Origin of the sequence: Dyella silvatica, from assembly GCF_026283955.1 — a bacterium.
GTDB classification, from domain to species: domain Bacteria; phylum Pseudomonadota; class Gammaproteobacteria; order Xanthomonadales; family Rhodanobacteraceae; genus Dyella_C; species Dyella_C silvatica.
The window spans coordinates 1-26945 of sequence record NZ_JAPDPE010000071.1; the positions used below are offsets into that span (position 1 = coordinate 1).

Here is a 26945-nt window from a genome sequence, read left to right on the forward strand (position 1 = left end):
GTCAGCAAAAAATGCGGCTGTTGCCCGGCAATGCCGAGCAGGCTGGCGCGCACATCGCCAAGCCATTGCTCGCGTTCGTTGGTATTGAGCCAACGCAATGTTTCCTGGCCGGGCAGCAAATAGGCCTCGCCCAGGGCATCGAGCAATAAAAAACGCGCATCGGACAATGCGGCTTGTGCGCTCACCCATTCTGACTCGTCACGGCGTTCGGAAACGCGGTCAAGTACCAGGCTTAGGCCAGCAAAAGTGTTGGGACGCGGCAAGGTCATGCAGGCCTGCTGATGGAGGGTGGCTCAGGTGGAGAACGAAGAGCCGCAGCCGCAGGTGGTCTTGGCGTTCGGGTTACGAATGACGAACTGCGAGCCGCTCAGGCTTTCGGAGTAGTCGATCTCCGCGCCAGTGAGATACTGCAGCGAAAGCGGATCGACCAATAAGGTGACCCCCTCGCGATCCAGCGCGAAGTCGTCTTCGGCCTGTGCTTCGTCAAATGTGAACCCGTACTGGAACCCCGAGCAGCCGCCGCCGCTGATATATACGCGCAGCTTCAGCGCCGGATTGCCTTCCTCGACGATCAATTCATGCACCTTATGCGCTGCCGCCGCGGTAAACACCAGCGGAGCAACAGCGTTGCGGTAGTCAGGGATAGAGACGATGGTTTCCATGGCGCGGATATGGGGCTGCAGCGAGGCGAACGCAAGCATAGCGCGTTCAGGCGGGCATCGCTTCGCTGACCTGAGGGGAGGGCAGTTCGTGCATGGCTTCTTCGGCAAGGCGATGGGTAATGCGGCCATTCACCTGGGCGCCGGCGGCCATTTCCAGTGTCTGGTAGTGCACATCGCCGGCAATGCGCGCTTGCGGTGCCAGTTCCAGTCGCTGGTTGACGTGAATATCGCCCTGTACCTGTCCGTTGATTACGGCATGTGGGACGCGGATCTCGCCTTGCACCTGGCCGTGTTCGCTGAGGGTGAATACGGCGTCGTCGCCTTCGGCCAGCACGGCGCCCTCAATGCGGCCATCGAGATGCAACGCGCCACGAAAGCGCAGGTCGCCACGAATGACCGTGCCGTGGGCGATCAGGCTGGTGTCGTGACTGGCATGGTTGCCGCGTTCGGCAGGTTTGCGATTAAACATTACGGGTTCCCCTGAGTAGTAGTGTCGCCGGACAAGGCCTCAGTCCACGCCGCCGCGCGGTTGGTGGCCTCATCGCCATCGGGCTGAGCCTTGATCAGCAGACGGGTCGGGTGAAAATCCGCTGGCAGCACGAAGGTGGCATGCAGCGATTGAAAATATTTGAAGTGAAACGGCAGGCCATCTTTTTGCGCGGCGTCGCCCAGCGCGGGCCATTCCAGTCGTTGCACCTTGTCGCCGCGCAAACCCTCGACGCTGAGGGTGACTTTGCCGCTGATTTCTTCGCCGCGTTTGGCGTTCTGGGTCAGGCTGAGGCTGATATCCCAGGCATGCGCATCGGCCACGGGCTTTAGGCGGATCTCTTGCACCTTCAGGCCCTGGCGCTGGGCGTCGCTACCGACTAACCGCGAGTAGAAGCCCAGATCCGCGCGCAATCCGTTGATCTCTTCTTCGCGCTCGGCCATGGTGCCCTGCAGGGCGCGGGTCGCGATGTCGGTCACTTGCTGCGAGCGTTGCAGGTTGGCGACCTGTTGCTTCAGGGCCTCATTTTGCTCGGTCAGCTCGCGTGTTTGCCGCTTATCGATAGCGGCTGGCGTGGTCCGCCGTACCAGATTGCTGACGATAAAGCCGCAAAGCAGAAGACTGACCAGCCAGCCCAGCGCTAACCACAGCAAACGACGACGCGGATCGGCGTCGTCGTGCTGGCGCACCACAAGGCGCGGTGGCGGTCGTGAAGCCATGCAGGCTGTTCCAGAGAAAAGCCAAGGTATAGCCCCGCCACAACACGAGCGTCAAGGAACCGGTCCACAACTTGACCGAGCTGAGGCTGGGCGGGGGCGGGGCAGGTGCTGTGGGGAATCAGCTTTCGATCTTGCTCAGCAAGTAGCGTTCGGCACCGATGTCCTTGACCAGGCTGAACTGGGTTTCCAGCCAGTCGATGTGCTCTTCTTCGTCGTGCAGGATGGTTTTGAACATGTCGCGGCTGATGTAGTCGGCCACGCCTTCGCTGTAAGCAATGGCATCGCGCAAATCTTTTACCGCGGCCAGTTCCAGATCCAGATCGCCCTGGATGCATTCCAATACGTTTTCGCCGATACGCAGTTTGCCGAGATGCTGCAGATTCGGCAGGCCATCGAGAAACAGAATGCGCTCGATCAGATGATCGGCGTGTTTCATTTCCTCGATGGATTCTTTGTACTCGTGCGCAGCCAGCTCGCCATAACCCCAGTCTTTGAACATGCGGTAATGCAAGAAGTACTGGTTGATTGCGGTCAGTTCGTTGTAGAGCACCTTGTTGAGGAACTCGATGACCTTGGCGTCGCCTTTCATGGCAGTCTCCGGCTGTAGTTATTCAGCCGTGACTATACGTAGTCTCAAACAGCGATGGTGAAACGAGAATGGGAGTGGTTTTTGCTGCGTGAATGCCTACCGCAGCAACCGCGCGACACGGGCTCAGGCGGTCAGGACCGGCAGCTGATGGAGCATCTGTGAAACCGCTTTATCCAGCGTGGCCCGCGCTTCTTGTTCGCAACAGCCGCAGCAATCGGAACAGCCCGTGCGCGCCTGCAGTTCGGCAAAGCTATGCACCCCATCGGCCGCAACGCGGCGGATGTCATGGTCGGTGACGGCATTACACAGGCAGATATACATGACGCGTATAAGAACGCGAATGCGAATGATTGTCAACTAGTGACTGCGCGCCAGTTGCTCGCTCAGGCCGCTGCGCAATCCTTGCCGGGATTGGCGGTGTGCTCGGCGTCGGCGTTGCAGGGGTGCGGAAGTCCGCCCAGTTCGACGCGGAGCAGGGTTTCCACCAAGGGGGCGAACTGGCGCAAGGCGCGTTCGTAGACCTGGCGTTTGAAATTGACCACATGTGCGGCCGGATACCAGAAATCGACCCAGCGCCAGATATCGAACTCCGGTTTCTCGCAGGCATCGAGTCGCAGGGCATCTTCGCTGCTCACCAGCCGCAGCAGAAACCAGACCTGCTTCTGGCCGATGCAGGTGGGACGTTGATGGTGGCGTACGTAGCGGCTGGGCAGCTTGTAACGCAGCCAGCCGCGGGTGCTGGCGAGTACTTCAACATGCCCTGCGCAAAGGCCGGTTTCTTCCTCCAGCTCGCGGTACATGGCTTCCAGCGGTGTTTCGTCGCTGCGCATGCCGCCTTGGGGGAACTGCCAGCCATCACGATTGACACGGCGCGCCCAGAACAGTTGGCCGTCTGCGTTCAGCAGTACGATTCCTACATTTGGACGGTAGCCATCAACGTCGATCATGTCGCCTCCTGGGGCCCGTCAGCGCGAGATTATGCTGTGATTGCGCTACGACCCGTGACTGATTCAACCACAGCGCCCGAAGCGGCGGCAAGCCAGTGGGCTTGAACCGAACTGGCGAGCCGACTAAACTGCGCGGCCCTCGACCGAATCAAATGTGATTTGGCTCGATAGCAGGTTTTCGTGGCTAGGTAGCTCAGCTGGTCAGAGCGCGGCACTCATAATGCTGAGGTCGGCGGTTCGATCCCGCCTCTAGCCACCACTTTTCGGTCCCCTCCGTCTCAGGCGGTCTCGCAGATCACTCGCGAGGCGCTTTGATGTGCGGTTTCGGACTTTGATGTCGTATGGCCCCATCTTTGTCCCGCCTCTGGAAATTCCGGGGATACACGGCCGTAGCGAGCGGATATCTGGTGCGGTGGCTGTTGCCTGGGTGTCGCGTATGATCTTGATCTTTCCGCGGATGCATTCTGGCTTGCGTTGGATGTCAGTGCGCAAACAGTGCGGCTCCTTTTCTGCGTTAGTCAGGGTTTCTAGATTCTTTTCTCTGGTGTTTCGGCGTGTACCGTCTAGCTGGCTGGCTAGTGTTTTGCCGAGCTGCTCCTGCAAGAGTAATGACATGCATATCTTCAAGGTTTTCCAGATCGAGGCGGCTCACCGCTTGCCCAACGTGCCGGCCGGGCACAAGTGCGCGCGGCTGCATGGTCACTCGTTTCGTATCGAGATCCATGTCAGTGGTGAGCCGGATCCCAGGTTGGGTTGGGTGATGGACTTTGCCGACTTGAAGACGGCGTTTGCGCCGCTCTATGAGCGGCTCGATCACCATTACCTCAACGACATCGAGGGGCTGGAGAATCCAACCAGTGAAATGCTGGCGCGCTGGATCTGGGCGCATCTTGAGCCAGGCTTGCCGGGGCTGGATAAGGTGGTCGTGCACGAGACCTGTACCTCGGGCGCCAGCTGCACTCGGGACAGCTTTTGACGCATTGCAAGATTGTGACACCACCCTGTAAGACTTTGAAGTAATTGCAAATTTATAGATGTGTAGATGCTTTCACAAAAAATATATTGCAACGCACAAAAATCCTGCTAGGCTTCTGCTCACCAATCACATTCCCGTTCGAGGGACTAAAGCCATGACGCAGCAAATCAACTCCCAAGTTTTTGCCTACACCAAGCAGCTGGCCGACAGCGCATTCAAGGCGCAGTCCCTGGTTCTGAAAAGTCTGGAAAAGCTCGCCGAGCTGCAGTTGGGTGCGCTCGAGAAGCAGGGCCAGGCCACCACGCATTTCATCAGCGAGGCTCTGGAAACCCGTGACGCCGATGGCCTGCGCACTTTGTGGGAAAAGGGTGCCAGCCTGAACCGCGAGAATGCTGAGCGCGCCGTTGCCGTGACCCAGGAAATCATTGCTGTGACCCAGAAGACCGCCGAGTCGTTGAATGCGCTCGTGCAGGAACAGCAGCAGGCGGCCAACGAAGCCGTTGCTGCGCCGGTCGCTGCGGTCAAGAAGGCTGCTGCCGCAAAGTAATCGCTCAATTCATCGAGCTGCATCGCAACTTTATGCGTTGCGAAAAAGGCCGGACTTTAAGTCCGGCCTTTTCTTTGCCCGCCTTGTTTAGCCGGTTAGTCGCGGGCGATCGATGCTTGAACAGGACAAGATGTCGCAGGTGCGTCGGCTTGTCGCTGTAAGTGCCGCGCTGATATACTTTTGGGGATTGGACCGTGGCCCGTTGTTGGAATGGTGCCGCCTAGTGCGAATCCGCGCGGGAGCTTCACGTGCTCAATAGTCTTGCCTCTGGGCGTCGTCTTGCATTGCGCATTATCTTGCTGCAATTGTCCATGGCGGCTCTGGTGGGTCTCGCCTTTCTGATGCAAGGACGCCGCGAAGCGCTGGCGGCCTTTGCAGGCGCCGGGATTGTGGCGCTGGGTACTGCGTTGTTGGCTGCGCGTACTTTCGCCGGATTAGGCGGTGGCGGCATGACGATGGGTCGCCTGATGTCGGGTATGGTCTTGAAATGGATGGCGATCCTCGGGGGACTGGTCGTTATCCTGGGTCAATTCAAATTGCCGCCGCTAGCTGCCATAACGGGGCTGGTGGCTGCTTACGCAATAAATCTGCTGGCATTTAGATTCAAGGGTTGAGACATGGCAAGTGAGCCGCAGGGCGGTCTAACCGGATACATCCAGCATCACCTGAATCACAATGTTGTGAGTTTGGGTGACGGCGCATTCATGAAGATTCATGTGGATTCGCTGTTGGTATCGTTTGTGCTGGGGGCAGTGTTCTGCCTGTGGTTCTGGCTGAAGGCCCGCAAAGCAACCTCCGGTGTGCCATCCAAAGGCCAGGCCTTTGTTGAAATTATCGTTGAGTTTGTCGACACCCAGGTCAAGGACACCTTTCATGGTGACCGCCGGACGATTACGCCGCTGGCGTTGTCGATCTTCATGTGGGTGACCTTCCTCAACACCATGGATCTGTTGCCCCTCGATGCTCCGGGTTGGGGCGTCAAGACGCTTGCTGGTGAAGAAGTCGCTCACCACACGTTCTTCCGCTGGGTGCCAACGGCCGACATCAACACGACCGTGGGCCTCGCCCTGGCAGTGTTCTTCATCATCATTGCCCATGGCATGAAAGCCAAAGGCGCGCTCGGCTTCGGCAAAGAGCTGATGACGGCGCCGTTTCATGCAGACAACACGGTGGTCAAGATCATCCTGGTGCCGTTCAACTTTCTGTTGAACCTGGTGGAATACCTGTCTAAGCCGGTGTCGCTTGCCATGCATGGGCGATCTTCCACATTCTTATCATTCTGCTGCAGGCGTTCATCTTCATGATGCTGACGATCGTCTACATCGCGACGGCACGCGAACACCACTAACGCTTCACCTTCAGATTTCGCTTCATTTCGTTTCGTTCTAGCCAACAACCCTTTACTGATTTACAGGAGAACACCATGGAACTCATCGCACACGTGCAGGGCCTGACCGCCATCGCCATCGGTATCATCATCGGCTTGGGCGCCCTGGGCGCTTGCTTGGGTATCGCCATCATGGGTTCCAAGTTCCTTGAGTCGGCTGCTCGTCAGCCGGAGCTGGTTCCGCTGCTGCAGGGCCGCATGTTTCTGCTCGCTGGTCTGATCGATGCTGCGTTCATTATCGGTCTGGCCGTGGCGTTGCTGTTCGCCTTCTCGAACCCGCTGATCAGCGTCTTGCCGCACTAATCGGTATCGATGGCCTTAAATAGGCCGGTCGAAGCAGATTCGTGTCATCGCAGCCGTCAAACGTTGCGATGACAAGCAGGTTCAACGCGTTCGGGAGTTATTGGAAAGCTCATGAATATCAATCTGACTTTCCTGGGCCAAATGGTGTCGTTTGCCATCCTGGTCTGGTTTACCACCAAGTTCATTTGGCCGCAGCTTAATCACGCGATCGAAGAACGGCAGAAAAAGGTTGCCGAAGGTCTGGCCGCTGCCGAGCGCGCGCGCGCCGAGCTGAAAGATGCCGACGCCAAAGTGGCAGTCGAAATCAAGCAGGCACGTCAGCAAGCGACCGAGATCATCGACAAGGCTCAGCAGCAGGCTAACCAAATCGTCGACAAGGCTCGTACCGACGCCGTCGCCGAAGCGGTTCGTCTGAAGGCTGTGGCTGCGGACGAGATTGTCAGCATGCAGCAGCGCGCCCGCGAAGAGCTGCGTGGCTGGGTGGGACGTTTAGCCATCCAGGGTGCCGAGAAGATCGTGCAGCGTGAAATCGATGCGTCGGCTCACAAGGCCATGCTCGATCAGCTAGCTGCCGAGATTTAAGCCATGGCTCAGGCAATCACTCTCGCCCGTCCGTATGCACGTGCTGCGTTCGAGCTGGCCCATGCGAGCGGCGCACTGGCCGCCTGGTCAGATGCGCTGATCTTTGCCGCGGAAGTGGCAAAAGATGCACGTGTCGCCGGCCTCGGCAGCGATCCACGGGTGCTGCCGGCACAGTTGGTCGCGCTGCATTTGCCGCAGGGCATGGCCAGCGATGCGCCCTTTGCGAAGTTTCTCGGCGAAGTTGCCGAGCATCGTCGTATGGCTTTGTTGCCGGAAGTGGCTGACCTGTACGAAAGCTACAAGCGTGAGTCGGAATCGCAGTTGCTGGTCAAGGTGACCAGTGCGATGGCCCTGGATTCGGCGCAAACCGAACTGCTGAAGACCTCGCTGAAGCGCCGCTTCAAGCGCGAGATCGAACTGGAAACCCAGGTCGATGCCTCGCTGCTGGGTGGCGTGGTGATCGATACCGGCAGCGAAGTGATCGATGGCTCCGCACGTGGACGTCTGACGCGGCTTGCCAGCGCGCTGACGCACTGACACAAGATTTAAAAATCATCGGGTGCCGTTGAATACGGCGCGAACCCAAGGATAACGACCTATGTCCAGCACCACTCTGAACCCCTCTGAGATCAGTGAACTGATCAAGAGCCGCATCGAGCAGTTCAAGCTCGGCGCGGAAGCCCGCAACGAGGGCACGATCATCAGTGTCTCCGACGGCATCGTGCGCATTCACGGTCTGGCCGACGTGATGCAGGGCGAAATGATCGAACTGCCGGGCAGCTCCTATGCCTTGGCACTGAATCTTGAGCGCGACTCGGTCGGCGCGGTGGTGCTCGGTGAATACCAGCATCTGCGCGAAGGCGATACCGCCAAGACCACCGGCCGCATTCTCGAAGTGCCGGTCGGCGAAGCCTTGCTCGGCCGCGTGGTCGACTCGCTCGGTAATCCGATCGATGGCAAGGGCCCGATCAATACGCCGCACAGCTCCGCGATCGAGAAAGTCGCGCCGGGCGTGATCTGGCGTAAGTCGGTCGACGAGCCGGTGCAGACCGGTTACAAGTCGGTCGACTCGATGATTCCGATTGGCCGCGGTCAACGCGAGCTGATCATCGGTGACCGTCAGACCGGCAAGACCGCGCTGGCTATCGACGCGATCATCAATCAGAAAGATTCCGGCATTAAGTGCGTGTACGTGGCCATCGGTCAGAAGCGCTCGTCGATCGCCAACGTCGTGCGCAAGCTCGAAGAGAACGGTGCGCTCGCCAACACCATCATCGTGGTGGCCTCGGCTTCCGAGTCGGCAGCGCTGCAGTACATCGCACCGTACTCCGGTTGCGCCATGGGCGAGTACTTCCGCGATCGCGGCCAAGACGCGCTGATCGTGTATGACGATTTGTCCAAGCAGGCCGTGGCTTACCGCCAGATCTCGCTGCTGCTGAAGCGTCCGCCGGGCCGCGAAGCCTATCCGGGCGACGTGTTCTATCTCCACTCCCGTTTGCTCGAGCGCGCTTCCCGCGTGTCCGAGGAATACGTCGAGAAGTTCACCAACGGCGAAGTGAAGGGCAAGACCGGTTCGCTTACCGCGTTGCCGATCATCGAGACGCAGGCCGGTGACGTTTCCGCCTTCGTGCCGACCAACGTGATTTCGATCACCGACGGGCAGATCTTTCTTGAGACCGATCTGTTCAACGCCGGCATTCGTCCGGCCGTGAACGCCGGTATCTCGGTGTCCCGCGTCGGTGGTGCCGCGCAGACCAAGATCGTCAAGAAGCTGTCCGGCGGTGTGAAGTTGGCCCTGGCTCAGTTCCGCGAATTGGCTGCGTTTGCGCAGTTTGCTTCGGATCTGGATCCGGCGACCCGTGCCCAGCTCGACCGCGGTCAGCGCGTTACCGAGCTGATGAAGCAGCAGCAGTACGCGCCGCTGTCGATCGCTGATCTGGCGCTGTCGGTCTACGCTGCTGAAAAGGGCTACCTCGACGATCTGCCGGTGAACAAAGTGCTGGCGTTCGAGAAGGGTCTGCACGCGTTCATGCAGCAGAACCACGGTGAGCTGATGAAGAAAATCGTTGCTACCGGTGACTGGAACAACGACATCGAAGCGACCTTCAAATCGTCGCTCGACGAGTACAAGAAAACCGGTAGCTGGTAAGAGCTCCAAGGTGTACAGCCGTCTCGGTGAGACGGTTGTATCGCACTCCGGGCAGTGAACCGGGATCGCAAAAACCCAAAAGGTTGAGGCAAACGTGGCAAGCGGACGCGAAATCAAAACCAAGATCAAGAGCACGCAGAACATGCGCAAAGTCACGCGCGCGCTCGAAATGGTCTCGGCCTCGAAGATCCGCAAGGCGCAGGATCTGATGAAGGCTTCGCGGCCCTACGCGCGGCAGATGCGCAAGGTGATTGCGCATGTTGCGCAGGCCAGCACCGACTTCAGCCATCCGTTTCTGCAAGAGCGCGAAAAGATTGCCCGCGTGGGTTATGTGGTGGTGACCACCGACCGCGGTCTCTGCGGCGGCCTCAACTCCAACCTGCTGCGCCGGATGTTGCCCGCGATTCGCGAATGGCAAGACAAGGGCGTCGAAGTCGACGTACTGGCGGTGGGCCAGAAGGCCGTGCAGTTCTTCCGTCGCATCAAGGGCGTCAACCTGATCGGCAGCGTCACCCACTTGGGCGAGAAGCCGAAGCTGGAGCAGTTGATCGGCGTGATCAAGGTGGTGCTGGACGCCTATACGGCGAACAAGCTCGATCGCGTGTTTCTTGCCTACAACGACTTCGTCAACACCATGACGCAGAAGCCCACCGTGGAAGCGCTGTTGCCGTTGCCGTTGGTGGCTTCGGAGATGGCGGCCGCCAGCGACAAGGGCGAAAGCACGCCGAACTGGCCGGTGGCCGGTCTCAAGCTCGAACAGTCGCATGACTGGGATTGCCAGCGAGCATGCGGCACACATGGTGGCAATGAAGAGCGCATCGGATAACGCGAACAAAGTGATTGGTGAATTGACGCTGGTTTACAACAAGGCGCGTCAGGCCGCGATCACGCAGGAAATTTCGGAAATCGTCGGCGGCGCAGCAGCTGTTTAAAGACCGCTACGCACCATTCATTCATGGCGACGCATCGCGGCGCCGTTACAGACACTAAAGATCTATCGGAGCACATCCATGAGTCAGGGCAAAGTTGTACAGATCATCGGCGCGGTTATCGACGTGGAGTTTCCGCGCGATCAGGTGCCGCAGGTTTACGACGCGCTGAAAATCGACGGCACCGAGATCACGCTGGAAGTCCAGCAGGTGCTCGGTGACGGCATCGTGCGTACGATCGCCCTCGGTTCTACCGATGGCCTCAAGCGCGGTCTGCTGGCACGCAACACCGGCGAAGGCATCAAGGTGCCGGTCGGTACTTGCACCCTGGGCCGCATCATGGACGTGCTCGGCAATCCTATCGACGAAGCCGGCCCGATCGGCGAAAAAGATCGTTGGGTGATCCATCGCGAAGCGCCGAGCTATGACGACCAGGCTGCCGCCAACGATCTGCTGGAAACCGGCATCAAGGTGATCGACCTGATGTGCCCGTTCGCCAAGGGCGGCAAGGTCGGCCTGTTCGGCGGCGCCGGCGTCGGCAAGACCGTGAACATGATGGAGCTGATCAACAACATCGCCAAGGCGCACTCGGGCTTGTCCGTGTTCGCCGGCGTGGGTGAGCGTACCCGTGAGGGCAACGACTTCTACCACGAGATGAAAGACTCCAACGTGCTCGACAAAGTGGCGATGGTCTATGGTCAGATGAACGAGCCGCCGGGCAACCGCCTGCGCGTCGCGCTGACCGGCCTCACCATGGCCGAGTACTTCCGCGACGACAAAGACGCTTCCGGCAAGGGCCGTGACGTGCTGCTGTTCGTCGACAATATTTACCGTTACACCTTGGCCGGTACCGAAGTGTCCGCGCTGCTCGGCCGTATGCCGTCGGCGGTGGGTTACCAGCCGACGCTGGCCGAGGAAATGGGCGTGCTGCAAGAGCGCATCACCTCGACCAAGACCGGCTCGATTACCTCGATCCAGGCCGTCTATGTGCCCGCGGATGACTTGACCGATCCGTCGCCGGCCACCACCTTCGCTCACTTGGATGCGACCGTGGTGCTCTCGCGTAACATCGCGTCGCTGGGTATCTACCCGGCCGTGGATCCGCTGGATTCGTCCAGCCGTCAGCTCGATCCGAACGTGATCGGCGCCGAGCATTACGACGTTGCCCGTCGAGTGCAGGGCACGCTGCAGCGCTACAAAGAATTGAAGGACATCATCGCGATTCTCGGCATGGACGAGCTGTCGGAAGAAGACAAGCAGGCCGTGTCGCGTGCGCGCAAAATCGAGCGCTTCTTCTCGCAGCCGTTCCACGTAGCCGAAGTGTTTACCGGTTCGCCGGGCAAGTACGTGCCACTGAAAGAAACCATCCGTGGCTTCAAGATGATCGTGGACGGCGATGTGGATCACCTGCCGGAGCAGGCGTTCTACATGGTCGGCGGCATCGACGAAGCGATGAAGAAAGCCGAAGAGATGGGCGCCAAGAAGGCCGCCTGATCGAGTCGAGAATGATCGAGCCGAGGTGAACATCGGGAGTGGCGCGGCGATAGCAACAACGACGCGCGCTTTGATTCCCGATGTCCCGTTTCCCATTCCCGTCGAGCGAAGCGAGACAACGTTATGACCCATACCCTCCGTGTCGACATCGTTAGTGCCGAAGCCGAGATTTTCCATGGCGAAGCGACCTTGGTCGTCGCTACCGGCGAGATGGGCGAGCTTGGCATTGCGCCGCGCCACGCTCCGCTGATTACCCGCCTCAAGCCGGGCCACGTCGACGTGGTGCTGGCCAATGGCGAGCGCCAGCAGTTCTGGGTCTCCGGTGGCATTCTTGAAGTTCAGCCGCAGGTCGTCACTGTGCTGGCCGACACCGCTGCCCGTGCCTCCGATCTGGACGAGGCTGCAGCGCAGCGCGCCAAGCAAGAAGCCGAGGAGGCACTCGCCAATCGTACCGACGTGGTTGAGATTGCCGAGGCGCAGGCCAAGTTGGCGCAGGCCTTGACTCAGCTGCAGGCGCTGGAGCGTCTGCGGAAGAACCTCAAGCATTGATTGCCGAACGTTAGCGCGCTAACAAAAACGCCGGCTTTTGCCGGCGTTTTTGCGTTATCGCCTTATAAAAAGGCAAGTAAAAAAGCAAGCACCACCCTTTGAACACGGTGAGGCCGGAGATTTAATTGCCTTTGACAGGAAACGTCTCGGCACTGCCTGCCGCCGGTGATGCCGGCTTGGCTGGCTGATTGGCCGGGGTACGATTGGTCGTTGGCAGGTGCGCGCCGCATTGGTAGGCGCCCCAGGGCTGAGAGCCATCGACTGGTTCGCCCAACGGTTTGATGGTGTCAGCGTGCATTTTGGCCGCCTCGTTACGGGCCATCACTTCGAGTTCGTCGCGTACCTTGATGTCGTTGCGGCTGACCGGGCCCACGCGGCTGGCCACCGAGACCGTGACCTTGCCCAGGTCCTGGCAGGCCGATACGTCACCATTCCAGGCAGTGCGCACACTCTTGGCCGCATCGTCGAGAGTGATGCCCCAGGTGCAGGCGCCGAGCAAGAGGGTAGGAACGAGCAGCAGCAGGGTCTTGCGCATGAATAGCTCCGCTATAGATACATAGAAAGGCAGGTAGCAAAAAGGCCGGCAGTGATCCGCCCGGCCCTCATCCTAACGCGAGCGCGTGAATCCGTCCCGAGTACGGTGCCCGAATGGCTCACCCCGGCGCCGAGGCCGGGGTGAGTTCATCGCTTACTTGCCCGACGGCGCACCGCTTTTGACCGGATGGCCATCGGCGTCGATGACCTGAACCTCCCCCAGTTTGAGGGCACGCACCGGTTGCTCGATCTTCTTGAGGTCGCCAACGATTACCCAGGTCAACGCATTGGGCTTCACGACTTCTTTGATGGCAGTTTCAGCGGCGGTTTGCTTGATGGCTTCGGTGCGCTGCTTCAAGGTCTGCACATAGTCATCTGGACGGCCGTACTTCACGATCTCGGTCATCGCCCCAAGCACGGCCGAAGTCGTCTCGAAGCTACCTGGCAGGCCACGAATGTTCGAGACTTTGATCTTGTCGATCTCCTGCTCGGTCAAAGGCTTGTTGCCGACGACAGCAACGGACTCTTTGAGTATTTCATTCGCAGACTCTGCGGTCTTGTCGGTCTGCACCGGTGCATACATAAGGAAAGGACGCAGTCCGATCGCATCGCGCATGAAACTGAAGGCACCATAGGCCCAACGCTTGTCTTCGCGCAGATTCATATTGAGGCGCGAGGTAAAGCTGCCGCCAAAGGCACCATTGGCGACATCGAGCACCAGCTCATCAGGCGACTTGCTCGAGGGTGCCAACAGGCCAGCGAGAATCAGCGACTGCGGCGCATCCGGACGGTCGATGAGAAAAACCCGTGGTTTGGTCTGTGCGGCTACCTTGCCGATGTTCTTCTTCGGTACGGCGGTGTCGGGCGCTTTCCAGTCGCCGAAAGCAGCATCCAGCTGCGGGATGATCTGCGCCAAGGTGGTGTCGCCGGCGACCATGATCTTCACGTTGTCTGGACGTAGCCAATCATGCTGGAAGCTCGTCAGGTCGTTCGCAGTGATCGACATGATCGCGGACTCGGTACCGCTGCCTGTGAACGGAATGCCGTAAGCGTGGCCCGTGCCATACAGCAAGGGCGGTAGCGTGCGCAGGGCCAGCCCTGTTGGCTGGGTTTTTTCCTGCGCGATACCGGCCAGCCATTGCCCGCGAACACGCTCGATGTCGTCCGCCTTGAAGGCCGGGTTACGCACGATGTCAGCGAACAGGGAGAGTGATGGTTGCAACTGATCGTTCAATGCATCGAGCGAGGCCGAGCAGCTGTCCAGGCCGCAACCGACGGCGGTACTCGCGCCAAGACGCTGCTTGCGCTTGGAAATTTCCACCGAGTCGAGCTGCTTGGTGCTCTCGTTCATCAGGGCGCTGGTGAAGCTGGCGGTGCCCAGTTTGCGTCCTTGATCGGCGGCATATCCGGCGTCGAACATCAGCAGGACTTGCGTCACCGGGATCGTGTGGCGCTGCGCCAGCACGACTTCGATGCCGTTCTTCAACTTGCCGCGTTCCAGTTTGGGAAAGCTCAGGTCAGGGAACTGATTGACCTGCGGCACGCCCTTGGCACGATCGATATCGCTCTTGGCCACGCTGAACTCCTGTGCGGGCGGAAGCTTGGCTTCAGGGCGGCCTTTGGCTGCACCGAGCGCAATGACCTTGGCGTCCTCGATATCCGGGTTAAAGTCCTTGCCCGCCGGCAGCACGGTAAGCAGGTAATCGCCTTTGCTCAGCCACTTGTTGGCGATGGCCTTCACGTTGCTCACGCTAGCGGCATCGGCCACGGCCAGGTCTTTCTTATAGGCGCCCGGATCGCCGCGATAAACCTGACCTTCGGCAAGAATCGCCGCCTTGCCGCTAAAGCCGCCGACTTTTTCCAGTCCACGGATATAACTCGCACGACTGCCTACTTTGACGCGGTCTAGCTCATCCTGGGTGGGGCCCTCGGCGAGGAATCGCTGCAGTTCTTCGGCGATCACCGCCTCGACCTTGGCCTGATCGACGCCTTGCTTCACGTCTGCCTGAATCTGGAACTGGCCGGCCAAGGCGAACGGCGAAACACTGGCAGAGACGTCGTCGACCAATTTGTCTTGATAAACCAGTCGCTGATAAAGCCGCGATGTCTTACCGCCGCCGAGCACGCTGGAGGCGATATCCAGCAGCACTGCATCATCGGTGCCCAACTGCGGCACGACCCAGGTGCGGTAAATGCGTGGTTGTGACACATGATCGTGCTGCACGCCGCGCGTGGATTTCTCCAGCGGGGTGATCCACGCCTGCTGTCGCGGCACGGCCGGCCCGGCGGGAATGTCGCCGAAATACTTGGCGGCCTTCTCTTTGGCTTGCGCCACGGTGATGTCACCGGCCATGACCAGGGTGGTGTTGGCGGCGCCGTAGTAATCGTGGAACCACTGCTTCACGTCTGCCAGCGAGGCCGCGTTCAAATCGGTCATCGAACCAATGGTGTCGTGCTGATAAGGGTGATTGGACGGATAAGTGTTGGACAGAATGTTCTGATCCACGCGGCCATAGGGGCGGTTCTCGCCTTGGCGCTTTTCGTTTTGCACGACGCCGCGCTGGGTGTCCAGCTCTTTCTGCCCGATCGCACCGAGCAGGTGGCCCATGCGATCGGATTCCATCCATAGCGCCATGTCCAGCGCGGTGGTCGGTACGGTCTCGAAGTAATTGGTGCGATCGAACCAGGTGGTGCCATTCATGTCGGTGGCGCCAGCCAGTTCGAACGGCTGGAAATAGGTGCTCTTGTGATTTTCCGAGCCTGAGAACATCAGATGCTCGAACAAGTGAGCGAAACCGGTCTTGGTCTTCGGCTCGTCGCCAGAGCCGACGTGATACCAGATGCTTACGGCGACGACAGGCGCTTTGTGGTCCTCATGCACCACCACGGTAAGGCCGTTGGGCAGCGTGAAGCGGCTATAGGCGATCTCGGGGATAGCCTGTGTCGCAGGTGCTGCCGAGGCCGGCAGCGCAGCACCGCCTGTCAGTGTCATCAGGGCGGTGGCGAACAGGGTGAGGGATCTTGCCATGGTGGATCTCCATTTCGCGGAATAACCCGTCGAGGCTAGTGATGTGGCGGGTGGATCGCAAATGACCATGGTCAGGGGCATTAGTGCCACCCCAAGACAGCTTCATGTGCTCAGCGTGGCTGCGATGCGTCGGCTAAGGGCCTGTGCGTGACCGTGTGTCTGGTTTGTCCGCGCAGCTGTCCGGAAGCGGATGGGCACTGTCCGCGGACAATTAATGCGCATCAGTGATCGATAGCTAAATTGATTTAAATCAGCTTGTTATGGATGTTTTTCGACTTGGCACGGCACTTGCCTAGTACTAAGTGAAACCACCTCAAACCAAGCGGAGAAAGACCATGAAATTCGAATCCCTGATGCTGCGCAGCCTGTTCGTCGCCTGCATGTTGATCTGCGGTTTGACCCTGGTCGCGATGCTGAATGCCGCGCCCGATGCCGCCGCCAGCCAAGGCCAACTACTGAGCGCCGCGTCGAACGCTTCCGCTGGCGCGTAACCCCTTAGTGCTCTGGAGATACACCATGAATTTCGAAACCTTGATGTTGCGCGGCCTGTTCGGCGCCTGCTTGCTGGTCTGCGGCCTGACCCTTGCGGCGATGATGGGCGCCTCTCCCGAAGCCCTGCGACTGGCCGCCAAAGGCAGCGCAGCCCAGCTGCTGATCGCCGCCCCGACCAGTTGCATGCTGCCCCCCGACGGCGTGGTCTGCCCACGGAGCTATAACTGATGGCGGCGCTGACGCAGGAAACGGAGCTGAGAGCGGGGAACCGGCAATAGGGAACGGGGAACGCAAAATTTGATCGATGCTTTTAGCGCCCCGTTCTTTCTCGATCTTGTTTGGTTGCTCGGTTCTTACGCCTGCTTTCCAGCTCGTGCTTCCTACGATCTTCCCCGTTCCTCACTCATCTCGCCCATTTCAACGATAATGGCCGCATGCTGCATGTCATCCTTTATCGCCCTGAAATTCCGCCGAACACCGGCAACGTCATTCGCCTCTGCGCTAATACGGGCGCTTCGCTGCACCTGATTCGGCCGCTGGGCTTTGAACTCGACGACGCCCGCTTGCGCCGTGCCGGTCTGGATTATCACGAGTACGCGCAACTCGCCGTACATGACGACCTCGCCAGTTGCCTGAGTATCATCGGGACAACACGTGTGTTTGCCTACACCACACGCGGTCGCGTCGCCCATGTCGACGCGCGGCATGAAGCAGGCGATGCCTTGTTGTTTGGCTGTGAAACCGCCGGCTTGCCAGCCGATGTGTTGGATGCGCTGCCCGAATCGCAGCGGTTGCGCTTGCCGATGCGCCCCAACAGCCGCAGCCTCAACCTTTCCAATACAGTTGCTGTGGCGGTATATGAGGCATGGCGACAGCTTGGTTTTGCCGGCGCCAGCTAAATCGCGTCAAGCCACCTCGGCAGCCGCGACAAACTGTCTCGATACGACGGTCATCGCTGGGGCAGGCATGCCATAGCGTCTATCCGGCGAAAAACCGCTGCGGCGTCACTTTTGTCGCCCTATGCGCAGGCAGCCGCCTTGAAGACGAGTGCCGATCTGAAACGAGCCCGGCACCAAGTAGCCCGGCTACAATGTCGGGCATGACTGATCCTGTCTCCCGCCCCGCTTTACCGCAGCCGCTACGTGCCATGGCTGGTCGCGCACTCGAAACCGCTCTGAATCACGCGTTGTCGTTGGATCCCGACACCAAGCAACGGCTGGCGGCGTTGCATGGCCGTAGCGTGCAACTGCATCTGCGCGGTCCTGAACTTGCGTTGGCGGTCACGGTGGCAGACAGCCGGCTCAAGGTCGGCCCGGCACGGGACGATAGTCATCTGCGGGTTGCTGCCACGCCCGGGAGTTTGCTGGCCATGCTGTTGCGCCGTGGTGATGACGGGGTCGCTCCGGGCAAGGTCGAGATTGCCGGTGACGCCGAGCTGGCGCGTCGATTGGAAAAGCTGGCCAGTAACTTTGCCCCTGATTTCGAAGAAGCTTTCGCGCGCACCTTTGGCGATGTGCTCGGGGTGCCGCTGGCAAAGGCGGTGCGCAAGGGTTTGGCCCATGCGCGCGAAACTGCCAGTCATCTCACCGAAGATGGTGCCGACTGGTTACGCGAGGAGGCGCGCATTGCGCTGGCGCCCGGCGAAGTCGAGGGGTTCCTCGATGGCGTCGATAGTCTGCGCGAACGCAGCGAGCGGCTGGAGTCGCGGCTGGTGCGATTAGAGCAGCGGCTGAAGAGGCCTTCCGCGTGACGCCGCTGAAAGTGGTGCCGCGATTGATGCGCGTCGCGTCGGTCTTGCTCGCCTACCGGCTGGATGAGTTCGTCGACGCCACGCATTTGTTTCGTCCACTGAAGCTGTTGCGTCCTTTGTTGGCGCGTCCACGCAGCGATGTGAAGCATCTGCCGCGCGGTGAGCGATTGCGTCTGGCGATGACCGAGCTCGGGCCGATTTTCGTCAAGGCAGGTCAGGTGCTGTCGACCCGCCGTGACCTGGTGCCGGCAGATATCGCCGACGAACTGGCCTTATTGCAAGATCAAGTAGAGCCATTCGCCGGCAGCGAGGCGCGGCGTATCGTCGAGCAGCAGCTGAAGGCCGCAGTCACCCAGTTGTTTGCGCACTTCGACGAAACTCCGTTGGCCTCAGCCTCGATCGCCCAGGTACATGCGGCCACCCTGCATGATGGCCGTCAGGTGGTAGTGAAAGTGTTGCGCCCCGGTATCGATGGGCGCATCGCACGCGACGTGCGTTTGCTGCGCTCGCTGGGTGAGCTGGCTCAGCGCTGGCATCCGAACGCCGACAAGATTCGTCCGCTCGATGTGGTGGCCGAAGTCGAGAAGATGCTCGAAAACGAGCTGGATCTGCAACGCGAAGGCGCCAGCGCCAGCTTGCTGCGGCGCAACTTCGAAAGCGGTGTCGATCTTTATGTGCCCGAGGTGCATTGGGACCTGACCGCCGAGCGCGTGTTGACCCTTGAGCGCGTGCATGGGGTGAGTTGCGACGATATCGCTGCCATCGAGGCTGCCGGTGTCGACCGCAAAGCACTCGCTGTCAAAGGTGTGCGGGTATTTTACGAGCAGGTGTTCCGCGATAACTTTTTCCATGCCGATGCCCACCCAGGCAATATCTGGGTCGATCTTTCGCGAGCGCAGGAGCCGCGTTTCATCGCACTCGATTTCGGCATCATGGGCTCGCTGCCCGAAGCCGATCAGTATTGGCTGGCGCAAAATTTCATCGCCTTGTTCGAGCGCGATTACGCCCGTATCGCTCAATTGCACATTGATGCCGGCTGGATGCCGGGCACCGTGCGGCTCGATGAACTGGAGGCGGCGGTGCGCACGGTATGCGAGCCATATTTCACTCGTCCGCTATCGCAGATCTCGCTGGCCGAGCTGGTGGTCAAGCTGTTCCAGACCGCCCGCCGCTTTGAGCTGGTTTTACAGCCGCAGCTGATCTTGCTGCAGAAAACATTGCTCAATATCGAAGGTGTCGGCCGCATGCTCGACCCCGCATTCTGCGTGAGCGCTATAGCCCGCGGCGCACCCTGCGCGAAATGCGTAAGCGCTTGCCGGAGTGGTTTCACGCCGCGCCCAAATTTCCTGAACTGGTTCGCGAGGCATTGCAGCAGGTGGCGCGCGGCGAGCAGCGATTCATCAGTGATCCGCAGGCCTTGCAGCAGCAGCGGGAAGACGCAGGGCGTAACAGGCGATTGCTCGCAGGCTGTTTGCTCGGCGGCAGCTTATGGATAGCTACCACCCTGCTGTGGACGCTCGCGCCGCGACATGACATCTGGCTGCCGTCAAGCACCGCCATCGCTGGCTTGCTGGCCTTTGTGTATGGTTGGCCGCGACGTTAGTGCCTTGCCTGATCTTGGCAGGGGCAGTGCCCCCTGCTTATAACTCTGCGTATTTCCCGAGCTTGGTCAGCAAGCATCAGGCGCATGCCACCGAAGTGATGTCACGATGACCCTGGAAATTCTTTATCAAGACGATGCCTTGATCGCGGTGAATAAGCCCGCGGGCCTCGCCGTGCATCGATCAAAAATGGTCGGCAATGCCGAAGAATTTCTGATCGATCTACTGCGCGAGCAGATCGGCGGCACGGTATACCTCGCTCACCGGCTGGATCGCGCAACCAGTGGCGTGCTGTTGATTGCCCGCAGCAGCGAAGTGGCCGCCGCCCTGGGTGAGCAATTCATGGGGCGTGACGTGCACAAACAGTATCTGGCGGTGGTGCGCGGCTGGCCGGAGCCGATCGAGGGGGTGATCGATTACCCCCTGCCGGGCTCGCGTGATAACGGCCCGCGCCGCGATGCACGCACGCGCTATCAAAGCCTTGCCACCAAAGAAGTGCCGATCGAGCTTGGTCGTTATCCACAGCAACGCTACGCACTGGTCCTGGCCGAGCCGGAGACCGGCCGCTTTCGGCAGATTCGCAAGCATCTGGCACACCTGCATCACCCGGTGATTGGCGATTGCCAGCATGGGCGTAGCGATCACAATCGGCTTTACAAACAATATTTCAGCTGTCACCGCATGTTGTTGCACGCGTGGCGGCTGCATATTGCGCATCCACTCAGCGGTGCCAAAATGCGCATCGACGCGCCGCTGGATGCCGCCTACAGCGCGCTGCTGGAGCGATTCGGCTGGGCTTTGCCCGATTGAGCTGCGCTACGCGCTTGCGCTCTTTGGGGCAGCGGCAGCGTGGTGCATGCCGGAGTCTCCGTTACTGCGCCTTCGCCAGCTAGACTACGCCTCATGTTGATCGTCAGTCCTTCCATCGCTATTGCCGAAACGGAGCTGGTCGAGCGCTTTCTGCGCGCCGACGGCCCCGGCGGGCAGCATGTCAATCGCACGGAAAGTGCAGTCGAGTTGCGTTTTGACGTTTTGAATTCACCATCGCTGCCCGAAGAGGTGCGTGCGCGCTTGCTGGCGCGCAGCGACCGCCGGCTGACCAGCGAAGGTGTATTGGTGATCCAGGCGCGGCGCTTCCGCGACCAGGCTCGCAACCGTGATGACGTGCGCGAGCGGCTGGTCGAGGTTATTCGCGCTGCCTTGGTTGCGCCAAAGAAGCGTGTCGCCACCAAGCCTAGCCGTGCCTCGAAAGAACGCCGTCTTGTCGGCAAGCAGCAACGCGGCAAGATCAAGCAGACTCGCTCACGCGACTGGAGCCATGAATGACCCGGTCCATTTTGCCGCCCGCCCCGGCACAGGCACCCAAGCTCAAGAGCCGCTTTTGGCCGTGGTTGGCTCGCGGCGCCTTACGCCTTTCAGGCTGGCGCCTGATCGGCCACTTCCCTGATGTGCCCAAGTTGATCCTGATCGGTGCGCCGCACTCATCGTATTGGGATGGGGTGTGGGGCTTGCTGATGAAGATTGGGCTTGGGGTGAATATCAGCATCATGATCAAGCGCGAAGTGCTGGATGGCCCGCTTGGCATCATCCTGCGGCCCATCGGCATGATCCCGATCAATCGCAGCGCGGCGCTGAACGTCGTCGATCAAATGGTCGAGCGCTTTAACGAGCACGAGCAGATGTGGCTAGGCATCACGCCCGAAGGCACGCGTAAAAAAGTCACTCATTGGAAGTCAGGTTTTCTGCGCATTGCGCATAGCGCCAACGTGCCGATCCAGCCGCTGTTTATCGATTACCCAAGCAAGACGTTTACGCTCGGCCCGCTGGTGCATGCCAGTGCCGATCACGACGCCGACATGGTGACGATTCGGGCAATGTTTTCGCCCTATCGCGGTAAACATCGCAACGCGAATTGACCTCGGAGATGCCGTGGATCTGTTGGGTATTCAGCACTTCGACGCTTTCCTGCTCGCCTGCATCGCGCTTGTTCTGACACCGGGGTTGGACACGTTCTATGTGCTCACGCGCAGTGGCCGGGAAGGTCGCGTCGTGGGCATGGGAGCGGTGCTGGGTATCAATGCCGGCTGTCTGGTGCATACCATGGCGGCGGTGTTCGGTATTTCCGCGATCCTGATGACTTCGGCATGGGCATTTACGGTGCTGAAATACCTGGGTGCGGCTTATTTGATCTGGGTTGGCCTGCGCATGCTGATGACCCGGCAGGCGGTGCGTGAGTCCACGGTCACCCGAGGCCGAGGCCTTGCTGCGGCATTCCGGCAAGGCATGCTCACCAATCTGCTCAATCCCAAGGTGGCGTTGTTCTATCTGGCGTTTCTGCCGCAATTTGTCGATCGGCACGCGGCTCATCCGCAGCTTGGCCTGCTCGTGCTTGGTTTGAGCTTTATCGGTATCGGGCTGATTTGGTCGACGGTGCTGGCTTTGACAGGCTCGCATATCCACAGCTTGTTGCAGCGGCGTCCGCGCATAGGTCTTTGGATGGATCGGGTCTGTGGTGGCGTGCTACTTGGTTTCGGTGTGAGGCTGGCACTGCAGCGGCAGAAATAAAGACGAGCGATAGAGCGCCTTTGCACAGGCTCTAGGCACCCTTTAACGCTGCGAATGCCCCGACTCGTCGTATTCGCGGTTCAATAGGCCGGGTCGGATCAGGTCGATGAAGGCCAGCGCCTCGGCACTGAGAAATTTGCCCTTGCGCACTACGACTCCGTAGCTTCGTTGTGGGAAATATTGCTTCAGGTTGCGGACGGCTAAACGGCTACGATCCGACTCGGTGATGCAGATGCCGGTAACGATGGAAATGCCCAGGCCCATTGCCACGTATTCCTTGATGACCTCCCAGCCGCCGACCTCGATCGCCACATGGTAAGGCACCTGACGCTGCTGAAACACCAGATCCACCAGCCGATACGTCGATAGCCGTTGTGGCGGCAGGATCAGGCCGTAAGGCGAGAGATCCTGCAGCGTCACCGAGGCCAGGCTGGCCAAGGGGTGATCCAGCGGGGTGATCAGCATCGGGTCGTAGTGGTAAACCGGTGCCCAGGTAATGTCATTGGGCACGTCCAGCATGGAGCCGACGGCAAAATCGGCCTCATCCGCACGTAGCAGGGCCATGCCGTCCTTGCCGGTGACATTGGCCAATTGCAATTGCACCGCAGGAAAACGTTCGCGGTAGCGGCGTACCAGTTCCGGCAACAGGTACTGGATGGTGGAGCTGCCAGCTGCAATGGTTAGCCGACCCGATTGCAGGCCTTTGACCTTGGCCTGGAAATCGCGATCGATGTTCTCCCAGCCCTCGACCAGTGGGCGTGCCATGTCGTAGAGGATCTCGCCGGCGTCGGTGAGGTTGATGCGGCGCCGGTTGCGTTCCAGCAGAGATATCCCCAGCTCGCGTTCCAGCGCCTGCAGCTGCAGGCTCACGCTTGGCTGAGACAGATACAGCGCTTCCGAGGCGCGGGTCAGCGTGCCCAGCTTGACGGTGTAGACAAAGGCGCGCAGCTGCTTCTGGCGATTGCCCTTGTAGTAGTACCGAGTACTTTCATCAGCTGCTGGCCCTCCTTTGCCGCGCCCCTTTGAGGTGCCACGACGTGCTTTTTTTGGCTTGCTCAGCTTCTTATCAGCATCTTTCATGGCTGTAATCTCAATACGTTAGCGTATCTATTGATAATACTAATACGAAAGATTGAAACATTTGCTTTGTCAAAGTCTAACTCCGTGACCTAGCTTGGACCCATCACAGCACGGAGACCATCATGGCCATCCCCAAGGAACGCGTTGTCATCCACCCGGTGCAGGTGCACGGTTCGGTCGCCCCAGGCCACGACGTCATCCTCACCCCCGAAGCCTTGGCTTTTCTGGGCCAGTTGCATCGCCGTTTCGATGCGCGTCGCCGTCAGTTGCTGAAGCAGCGGCAAGAGCGCCAGGCCTGCTATGACGCCGGTGTCTTGCCGGATTTTCGCGCCGACACCCGCAACCTCCGCGAGTCGGATTGGCGGGTGGCGTCGATCCCGGCCGCCTTGCGCGACCGGCGGGTCGAGATCACCGGCCCGGTGGAGCGCAAGATGATCATCAACGCGCTGAACTCCGGCGCGAAAGTGTTCATGGCCGATTTTGAAGATTCATCGGCACCGAGCCTGTTCAACCAGCTCGAGGGTCAGATCAATCTGCGTGACGCGGTCAATGGCAGCATCGACTACCGCTCAGCGGAGGGTAAGCACTACCGGGTCAACGCAAACCCTGCGGTGCTGGTGGTGCGGCCACGTGGCTGGCATTTGCCGGAGCGCCACCTCACCGTCGATGGCGAAGTGATGGCGGGCGCACTGGTTGATTTCGGGCTGTTCGCCTTCCACAACGCGCATGCACTGCACGCCCGTGACCAGGGGCCGTATTTCTACTTGCCCAAGTTGGAGGCCATGGAGGAGGCGCAGTTGTGGGACGAGGTGATGTCCACTGCCGAGACGGAACTCGGTCTGCCCATCGGCACGATGAAGGCTACGGTGCTGATCGAGACGTTGCCGGCGGTGTTTCAGATGCATGAAATTCTTCATGCGCTGCGCGGTCGCGTGGTCGGGCTCAACTGCGGACGCTGGGATTACATCTTCTCCTACCTGAAAACCTTGCGCGGTCATCGTGACCGCCTGTTGCCCGAGCGTGGCCAGGTGTTGATGACGGTGCCGTTCCTCAAGGCCTATTCGGAGTTGTTGATCCAAACCTGTCATCGCCGCGGCGCGTTCGCCATGGGTGGTATGGCCGCGCAGATTCCGATTCGCGGCGACGAGGCCGCCAACGAGGCGGCGATGGCCAAGGTGCGCGCCGACAAACTGCGCGAGGTGCAGGCTGGCCACGATGGCACCTGGGTGGCGCACCCGGCCTTGGTGCCGGTGGCGCAGGAGATTTTTGATCGCTATATGCCATCGTCGAATCAACTCAACGTGACCCGCGCCGATGTCACGGTAACGCGCGATCAGTTGATCGCCCCGTGTGCCGGCACCATTAGCCGCGCCGGTTTCGACAACAACGTCGAAGTGGCATTGCGCTACACCGCTGCCTGGCTGGACGGCCAGGGCTGCGTGCCGATTCATCACCTGATGGAAGACGCTGCCACCGCGGAAATCGCCCGCTCGCAACTGTGGCAATGGCTGCATCACGGCGAGGTGGAATTCACCGATCACGCACCGATCAACTTCGTCTTGTTCGACCACGCGCTGGCGACCCATACCCATCGCCTGCGCGCGAGTGACCTGCCCGGCGCCAAGCGCGCCGACGAGGCCGCCGCCTTGCTCGCCAGCCTGACTCATGCCGAACGGCTGGGTGATTTTCTCACCTTGCCGGCTTACGAAAAGCTCGCTTAAACCTCTCGCCCCTATGCATTGATGTTCATCGCGACGGTCGTCATCGACTTGGCGCGGCATCTCGCGATGGACGCTGCTTCCAGAAAACATCTTACGGAGCCACACCATGAAAACCGCAGAACAACTCACGCTGGACTGGGCCAACAACACGCGCTGGACAGGTATTCAGCGCAACTACACCGCGACGGATGTGGTGCGCTTGCGCGGCACCGTTGCCGTGGAGCATTCGCTGGCTCGTCGTGGTGCCGAGCGGTTGTGGAAATCGCTGCATAGCGAAGACTTCGTCAATGCGCTCGGCGCGCTCACCGGCAATCAGGCCATGCAGCAGGTCAAGGCCGGCTTGCAGGCGATTTACCTCAGCGGTTGGCAGGTCGCGGCAGATGCCAATGTGGCCGGCGAAATGTATCCCGATCAATCGCTTTATCCGGCGAACTCGGTGCCGCTGGTGGTCAAGCGCATCAATAACACCTTGCTGCGCGCCGACCAGCTGCACCATGCCGAAGGCAAGGACGACATCGACTGGATGGTGCCGATCGTGGCCGATGCCGAGGCCGGTTTCGGCGGCGTGCTGAACGCGTTCGAGCTGATGAAGGGCATGATCGAGGCCGGTGCAGCCGGTGTGCACTTCGAAGATCAGCTGGCCTCGGTGAAAAAGTGCGGCCACATGGGCGGCAAAGTGCTGGTGCCGACCCGCGAGGCGGTGGACAAGTTGAATGCAGCGCGTCTCGCCGCCGATGTCACCGGCGTGCCTACCTTGCTGATTGCACGCACCGATGCCGATGCCGCCGATCTGATCACCTCGGATATCGACGACAACGACAAGCCTTTTCTTACCGGTGAACGCACGGTCGAGGGCTTCTTCCGCGTCCGCCCGGGCCTGGATCAGGCGATTAGTCGCGGTCTGGCCTATGCGCCTTTCGCTGATTTGATCTGGTGCGAAACCAGCAAGCCGAATCTGGACGAGGCGCGCCGCTTCGCCGAGGCGATCCACGCCAAATTCCCCGGCAAGCTGCTGGCCTATAACTGCTCGCCGAGCTTCAACTGGAGAAAGAACCTCGATGACGCCACTATCGCCACCTTCCAGAAAGAACTTGGCGCGATGGGTTACAAGTTCCTGTTCATCACCTTGGCCGGCTTCCACAGTCTCAACTACGGCATGTTCGATCTGGCTCATGGCTATGCGCGCCGCCAGATGAGTGCTTTCGTCGAGCTGCAGGAGAAAGAGTTTGCCGCCGCTGATCGCGGCTTCACCGCGGTCAAGCATCAGCGCGAGGTGGGCACGGGCTATTTCGATCAGGTCACCCAGGCGATTCAGCAGGGGCAGTCTTCCACCACGGCGCTGACCGGTTCGACCGAAGAGGCGCAGTTCCAGCCGACCCGTCACGCCTCCGCAGCGTGACAGCCTACCCTGGTGTCGTCGCTTGTGGCGGCACCAGGGCAATCACGCTCCAGCCTGGCTTGGGCTCCAGTTCGCGCTTGGTCGAGACCACACGCAATGTGCCTTTCTCCTCGACGCCGAACAGCAATACCGTTTCGTCGCCGTACTGCTCGATGAAGTGGCTCCAGTCGAAGGTGGTCGTGAGTTTGGTGGATTTGATTCGCCAACCTTGATCCAACAGATCGATAAAGCGGCCATGGGTCATCTCATCGGCAAATAAGGGCGGTGCCAGCAAGTTGCCCGCCAATGCGGCGCGATCGGTAGCTTCGGATGGGCTCAGGTTGCGTAGCCGATAAACCTTCTCGCGGCCAAATTCCCGGCGGTAGTGCACGCAGGCCAGCGAGTTACGTTCACGATGCGTCGACATTGCCAGTAGCCGGCCAATGCCGGTGAGATCGAGGTTGCGCTCCGCATGC

At 60.0% G+C, this 26945-nt stretch carries 29 protein-coding genes, 1 tRNA gene and 5 pseudogenes; 24 read left to right on the forward strand and 11 right to left on the reverse strand.

Annotated elements, in window-relative coordinates; all coding sequences use genetic code 11:
- From OUZ52_RS14355 to OUZ52_RS14385, 7 genes and pseudogenes are all read right to left on the reverse strand, one after another.
- Positions 1–269 (reverse strand): annotated as a pseudogene (locus tag OUZ52_RS14355) (NAD(+) diphosphatase); the annotation flags it as partial.
- A gap of 24 nt (positions 270–293) precedes the next feature.
- Positions 294–662: an iron-sulfur cluster insertion protein ErpA gene (gene erpA, locus OUZ52_RS14360; RefSeq protein WP_266159174.1), complete on the reverse strand. Its 369-nt coding sequence runs from the start codon at positions 660–662 to the stop codon at positions 294–296.
- Between the two features lie 46 nt (positions 663–708).
- A complete protein-coding gene (locus OUZ52_RS14365) occupies positions 709–1131 on the reverse strand; it encodes a bactofilin family protein (RefSeq protein WP_266159131.1) in 423 nt (140 codons plus the stop codon).
- Complete coding sequence (locus tag OUZ52_RS14370) at positions 1131–1868, reverse strand: DUF6776 family protein (protein WP_266159132.1); 738 nt, start codon at positions 1866–1868, stop codon at positions 1131–1133. Before OUZ52_RS14370 ends, OUZ52_RS14365 begins: the two co-directional genes overlap by 1 nt.
- 118 nt (positions 1869–1986) lie before the next feature.
- Positions 1987–2457, reverse strand: a complete 471-nt coding sequence (gene bfr / locus OUZ52_RS14375; protein ID WP_266159133.1) for a bacterioferritin — start codon at positions 2455–2457, stop codon at positions 1987–1989.
- Positions 2458–2580: 123 nt separating this feature from the next.
- Positions 2581–2778 (reverse strand): (2Fe-2S)-binding protein, encoded by a 198-nt coding sequence (locus OUZ52_RS14380; RefSeq protein WP_266159175.1) that lies wholly within the window; start codon positions 2776–2778, stop codon positions 2581–2583.
- 62 nt (positions 2779–2840) lie between these two features.
- Positions 2841–3404, reverse strand: a complete 564-nt coding sequence (locus OUZ52_RS14385) for an RNA pyrophosphohydrolase (RefSeq protein ID WP_266159134.1) — start codon at positions 3402–3404, stop codon at positions 2841–2843.
- Positions 3405–3586: 182 nt separating this feature from the next.
- Between OUZ52_RS14385 and OUZ52_RS14390 the strand changes: the two genes are divergently transcribed.
- The 13 genes and pseudogenes from OUZ52_RS14390 (at position 3587) to OUZ52_RS14445 (ending at position 12320) form a co-directional block, all read left to right on the forward strand.
- A tRNA-Met gene (locus tag OUZ52_RS14390) sits at positions 3587–3663 on the forward strand.
- 354 nt (positions 3664–4017) lie between these two features.
- A complete protein-coding gene (queD, locus tag OUZ52_RS14395; RefSeq protein ID WP_266159136.1) occupies positions 4018–4380 on the forward strand; it encodes a 6-carboxytetrahydropterin synthase QueD in 363 nt (120 codons plus the stop codon).
- A gap of 154 nt (positions 4381–4534) precedes the next feature.
- Entirely contained in the window at positions 4535–4927 is a 393-nt protein-coding gene (locus OUZ52_RS14400; protein ID WP_266159138.1) for a phasin family protein, read from the forward strand.
- A 248-nt stretch (positions 4928–5175) separates the two neighbouring features.
- Positions 5176–5541: a hypothetical protein gene (locus tag OUZ52_RS14405; protein WP_266159140.1), complete on the forward strand. Its 366-nt coding sequence runs from the start codon at positions 5176–5178 to the stop codon at positions 5539–5541.
- 3 nt (positions 5542–5544) lie between these two features.
- Positions 5545–6231, forward strand: coding sequence for a FoF1 ATP synthase subunit A (locus tag OUZ52_RS14410; protein WP_425493854.1), 687 nt, complete (start codon positions 5545–5547; stop codon positions 6229–6231).
- A 119-nt stretch (positions 6232–6350) separates the two neighbouring features.
- Positions 6351–6617 (forward strand): F0F1 ATP synthase subunit C, encoded by a 267-nt coding sequence (gene atpE / locus OUZ52_RS14415; protein ID WP_266159141.1) that lies wholly within the window; start codon positions 6351–6353, stop codon positions 6615–6617.
- Between the two features lie 111 nt (positions 6618–6728).
- Positions 6729–7199, forward strand: a complete 471-nt coding sequence (locus OUZ52_RS14420) for a F0F1 ATP synthase subunit B (protein WP_266159142.1) — start codon at positions 6729–6731, stop codon at positions 7197–7199.
- Positions 7200–7202: 3 nt separating this feature from the next.
- The gene (locus OUZ52_RS14425; RefSeq protein ID WP_266159145.1) at positions 7203–7736 is read left to right on the forward strand and encodes a F0F1 ATP synthase subunit delta; all 534 of its coding nucleotides are present in this window, start codon (positions 7203–7205) and stop codon (positions 7734–7736) included.
- A gap of 61 nt (positions 7737–7797) precedes the next feature.
- The gene (gene atpA / locus OUZ52_RS14430) at positions 7798–9348 is read left to right on the forward strand and encodes a F0F1 ATP synthase subunit alpha (RefSeq protein WP_266159146.1); all 1551 of its coding nucleotides are present in this window, start codon (positions 7798–7800) and stop codon (positions 9346–9348) included.
- 94 nt (positions 9349–9442) lie between these two features.
- A pseudogene (gene atpG / locus OUZ52_RS14435) lies at positions 9443–10028 on the forward strand (ATP synthase F1 subunit gamma); the annotation flags it as partial.
- Between the two features lie 93 nt (positions 10029–10121).
- Positions 10122–10280: pseudogene (locus OUZ52_RS23035) on the forward strand (F0F1 ATP synthase subunit gamma); the annotation flags it as partial.
- A gap of 78 nt (positions 10281–10358) precedes the next feature.
- A complete protein-coding gene (gene atpD / locus OUZ52_RS14440; RefSeq protein WP_266159147.1) occupies positions 10359–11771 on the forward strand; it encodes a F0F1 ATP synthase subunit beta in 1413 nt (470 codons plus the stop codon).
- Between the two features lie 123 nt (positions 11772–11894).
- Positions 11895–12320, forward strand: coding sequence for a F0F1 ATP synthase subunit epsilon (locus tag OUZ52_RS14445; RefSeq protein WP_266159148.1), 426 nt, complete (start codon positions 11895–11897; stop codon positions 12318–12320).
- 121 nt (positions 12321–12441) lie between these two features.
- On the opposite strand, the gene OUZ52_RS14450 is transcribed toward OUZ52_RS14445, so the two are convergent.
- Positions 12442–12855 (reverse strand): DUF4156 domain-containing protein, encoded by a 414-nt coding sequence (locus OUZ52_RS14450; RefSeq protein ID WP_266159150.1) that lies wholly within the window; start codon positions 12853–12855, stop codon positions 12442–12444.
- A 153-nt stretch (positions 12856–13008) separates the two neighbouring features.
- The gene (locus OUZ52_RS14455) at positions 13009–15882 is read right to left on the reverse strand and encodes a M16 family metallopeptidase (protein ID WP_266159151.1); all 2874 of its coding nucleotides are present in this window, start codon (positions 15880–15882) and stop codon (positions 13009–13011) included.
- 335 nt (positions 15883–16217) lie between these two features.
- On the opposite strand from OUZ52_RS14455, the gene OUZ52_RS14460 reads away from it, so the two are divergent.
- The 9 genes and pseudogenes from OUZ52_RS14460 to OUZ52_RS14500 all read left to right on the forward strand — a co-directional run bounded on the left by OUZ52_RS14460 (position 16218) and on the right by OUZ52_RS14500 (position 22290).
- Positions 16218–16373 carry a hypothetical protein gene (locus OUZ52_RS14460; protein WP_266159152.1) on the forward strand — a complete coding sequence of 52 codons (156 nt, stop codon included), beginning with the start codon at positions 16218–16220 and terminating at the stop codon, positions 16371–16373.
- Between the two features lie 25 nt (positions 16374–16398).
- A complete protein-coding gene (locus tag OUZ52_RS14465) occupies positions 16399–16602 on the forward strand; it encodes a hypothetical protein (protein ID WP_266159153.1) in 204 nt (67 codons plus the stop codon).
- 206 nt (positions 16603–16808) lie between these two features.
- Positions 16809–17273 carry a tRNA (uridine(34)/cytosine(34)/5-carboxymethylaminomethyluridine(34)-2'-O)-methyltransferase TrmL gene (gene trmL / locus OUZ52_RS14470; RefSeq protein WP_266159156.1) on the forward strand — a complete coding sequence of 155 codons (465 nt, stop codon included), beginning with the start codon at positions 16809–16811 and terminating at the stop codon, positions 17271–17273.
- A 200-nt stretch (positions 17274–17473) separates the two neighbouring features.
- Positions 17474–18124 carry a ubiquinone biosynthesis accessory factor UbiJ gene (locus OUZ52_RS14475; protein ID WP_266159158.1) on the forward strand — a complete coding sequence of 217 codons (651 nt, stop codon included), beginning with the start codon at positions 17474–17476 and terminating at the stop codon, positions 18122–18124.
- Between the two features lie 5 nt (positions 18125–18129).
- Positions 18130–19727: pseudogene (gene ubiB, locus OUZ52_RS14480) on the forward strand (2-polyprenylphenol 6-hydroxylase).
- 106 nt (positions 19728–19833) lie between these two features.
- Positions 19834–20535, forward strand: a complete 702-nt coding sequence (locus tag OUZ52_RS14485; protein WP_266159161.1) for a pseudouridine synthase — start codon at positions 19834–19836, stop codon at positions 20533–20535.
- Between the two features lie 93 nt (positions 20536–20628).
- The gene (arfB, locus tag OUZ52_RS14490) at positions 20629–21051 is read left to right on the forward strand and encodes an alternative ribosome rescue aminoacyl-tRNA hydrolase ArfB (protein WP_266159163.1); all 423 of its coding nucleotides are present in this window, start codon (positions 20629–20631) and stop codon (positions 21049–21051) included.
- Complete coding sequence (locus OUZ52_RS14495; RefSeq protein ID WP_266159166.1) at positions 21048–21641, forward strand: 1-acyl-sn-glycerol-3-phosphate acyltransferase; 594 nt, start codon at positions 21048–21050, stop codon at positions 21639–21641. Before arfB ends, OUZ52_RS14495 begins: the two co-directional genes overlap by 4 nt.
- 13 nt (positions 21642–21654) lie before the next feature.
- On the forward strand, positions 21655–22290 hold the full coding sequence (locus tag OUZ52_RS14500) for a LysE family translocator (RefSeq protein WP_266159167.1): 636 nt from the start codon (positions 21655–21657) through the stop codon (positions 22288–22290).
- A 42-nt stretch (positions 22291–22332) separates the two neighbouring features.
- Here the strand turns inward: OUZ52_RS14500 and OUZ52_RS14505 are convergent, their stop codons facing one another.
- The gene (locus OUZ52_RS14505; protein ID WP_266159168.1) at positions 22333–23370 is read right to left on the reverse strand and encodes a LysR family transcriptional regulator; all 1038 of its coding nucleotides are present in this window, start codon (positions 23368–23370) and stop codon (positions 22333–22335) included.
- A gap of 122 nt (positions 23371–23492) precedes the next feature.
- On the opposite strand from OUZ52_RS14505, the gene aceB reads away from it, so the two are divergent.
- Positions 23493–25091, forward strand: coding sequence for a malate synthase A (gene aceB, locus OUZ52_RS14510; RefSeq protein ID WP_266159170.1), 1599 nt, complete (start codon positions 23493–23495; stop codon positions 25089–25091).
- Between the two features lie 106 nt (positions 25092–25197).
- Complete coding sequence (gene aceA, locus OUZ52_RS14515) at positions 25198–26490, forward strand: isocitrate lyase (protein ID WP_266159172.1); 1293 nt, start codon at positions 25198–25200, stop codon at positions 26488–26490.
- Between the two features lie 4 nt (positions 26491–26494).
- Here the strand turns inward: aceA and OUZ52_RS14520 are convergent.
- Positions 26495–26945, reverse strand: a pseudogene (locus tag OUZ52_RS14520) (cation:proton antiporter); the annotation flags it as partial.

Bases quoted from the DNA above. Each gene is read 5' to 3' on its own strand.
- erpA (WP_266159174.1), bottom strand. From the start codon at position 662: ATGGAAACCATCGTCTCTATCCCTGACTACCGCAACGCTGTTGCTCCG.
- OUZ52_RS14365 (WP_266159131.1), bottom strand. From the start codon at position 1,131: ATGTTTAATCGCAAACCTGCCGAACGCGGCAACCATGCCAGTCACGAC.
- OUZ52_RS14370 (WP_266159132.1), bottom strand. From the start codon at position 1,868: ATGGCTTCACGACCGCCACCGCGCCTTGTGGTGCGCCAGCACGACGAC.
- bfr (WP_266159133.1), bottom strand. From the start codon at position 2,457: ATGAAAGGCGACGCCAAGGTCATCGAGTTCCTCAACAAGGTGCTCTAC.
- OUZ52_RS14380 (WP_266159175.1), bottom strand. From the start codon at position 2,778: ATGTATATCTGCCTGTGTAATGCCGTCACCGACCATGACATCCGCCGC.
- OUZ52_RS14385 (WP_266159134.1), bottom strand. From the start codon at position 3,404: ATGATCGACGTTGATGGCTACCGTCCAAATGTAGGAATCGTACTGCTG.
- queD (WP_266159136.1), top strand. From the start codon at position 4,018: ATGCATATCTTCAAGGTTTTCCAGATCGAGGCGGCTCACCGCTTGCCC.
- OUZ52_RS14400 (WP_266159138.1), top strand. From the start codon at position 4,535: ATGACGCAGCAAATCAACTCCCAAGTTTTTGCCTACACCAAGCAGCTG.
- OUZ52_RS14410 (WP_425493854.1), top strand. From the start codon at position 5,545: ATGGCAAGTGAGCCGCAGGGCGGTCTAACCGGATACATCCAGCATCAC.
- atpE (WP_266159141.1), top strand. From the start codon at position 6,351: ATGGAACTCATCGCACACGTGCAGGGCCTGACCGCCATCGCCATCGGT.
- OUZ52_RS14420 (WP_266159142.1), top strand. From the start codon at position 6,729: ATGAATATCAATCTGACTTTCCTGGGCCAAATGGTGTCGTTTGCCATC.
- OUZ52_RS14425 (WP_266159145.1), top strand. From the start codon at position 7,203: ATGGCTCAGGCAATCACTCTCGCCCGTCCGTATGCACGTGCTGCGTTC.
- atpA (WP_266159146.1), top strand. From the start codon at position 7,798: ATGTCCAGCACCACTCTGAACCCCTCTGAGATCAGTGAACTGATCAAG.
- atpD (WP_266159147.1), top strand. From the start codon at position 10,359: ATGAGTCAGGGCAAAGTTGTACAGATCATCGGCGCGGTTATCGACGTG.
- OUZ52_RS14445 (WP_266159148.1), top strand. From the start codon at position 11,895: ATGACCCATACCCTCCGTGTCGACATCGTTAGTGCCGAAGCCGAGATT.
- OUZ52_RS14450 (WP_266159150.1), bottom strand. From the start codon at position 12,855: ATGCGCAAGACCCTGCTGCTGCTCGTTCCTACCCTCTTGCTCGGCGCC.
- OUZ52_RS14455 (WP_266159151.1), bottom strand. From the start codon at position 15,882: ATGGCAAGATCCCTCACCCTGTTCGCCACCGCCCTGATGACACTGACA.
- OUZ52_RS14460 (WP_266159152.1), top strand. From the start codon at position 16,218: ATGAAATTCGAATCCCTGATGCTGCGCAGCCTGTTCGTCGCCTGCATG.
- OUZ52_RS14465 (WP_266159153.1), top strand. From the start codon at position 16,399: ATGAATTTCGAAACCTTGATGTTGCGCGGCCTGTTCGGCGCCTGCTTG.
- trmL (WP_266159156.1), top strand. From the start codon at position 16,809: ATGCTGCATGTCATCCTTTATCGCCCTGAAATTCCGCCGAACACCGGC.
- OUZ52_RS14475 (WP_266159158.1), top strand. From the start codon at position 17,474: ATGACTGATCCTGTCTCCCGCCCCGCTTTACCGCAGCCGCTACGTGCC.
- OUZ52_RS14485 (WP_266159161.1), top strand. From the start codon at position 19,834: ATGACCCTGGAAATTCTTTATCAAGACGATGCCTTGATCGCGGTGAAT.
- arfB (WP_266159163.1), top strand. From the start codon at position 20,629: ATGTTGATCGTCAGTCCTTCCATCGCTATTGCCGAAACGGAGCTGGTC.
- OUZ52_RS14495 (WP_266159166.1), top strand. From the start codon at position 21,048: ATGACCCGGTCCATTTTGCCGCCCGCCCCGGCACAGGCACCCAAGCTC.
- OUZ52_RS14505 (WP_266159168.1), bottom strand. From the start codon at position 23,370: ATGAAAGATGCTGATAAGAAGCTGAGCAAGCCAAAAAAAGCACGTCGT.
- aceB (WP_266159170.1), top strand. From the start codon at position 23,493: ATGGCCATCCCCAAGGAACGCGTTGTCATCCACCCGGTGCAGGTGCAC.
- aceA (WP_266159172.1), top strand. From the start codon at position 25,198: ATGAAAACCGCAGAACAACTCACGCTGGACTGGGCCAACAACACGCGC.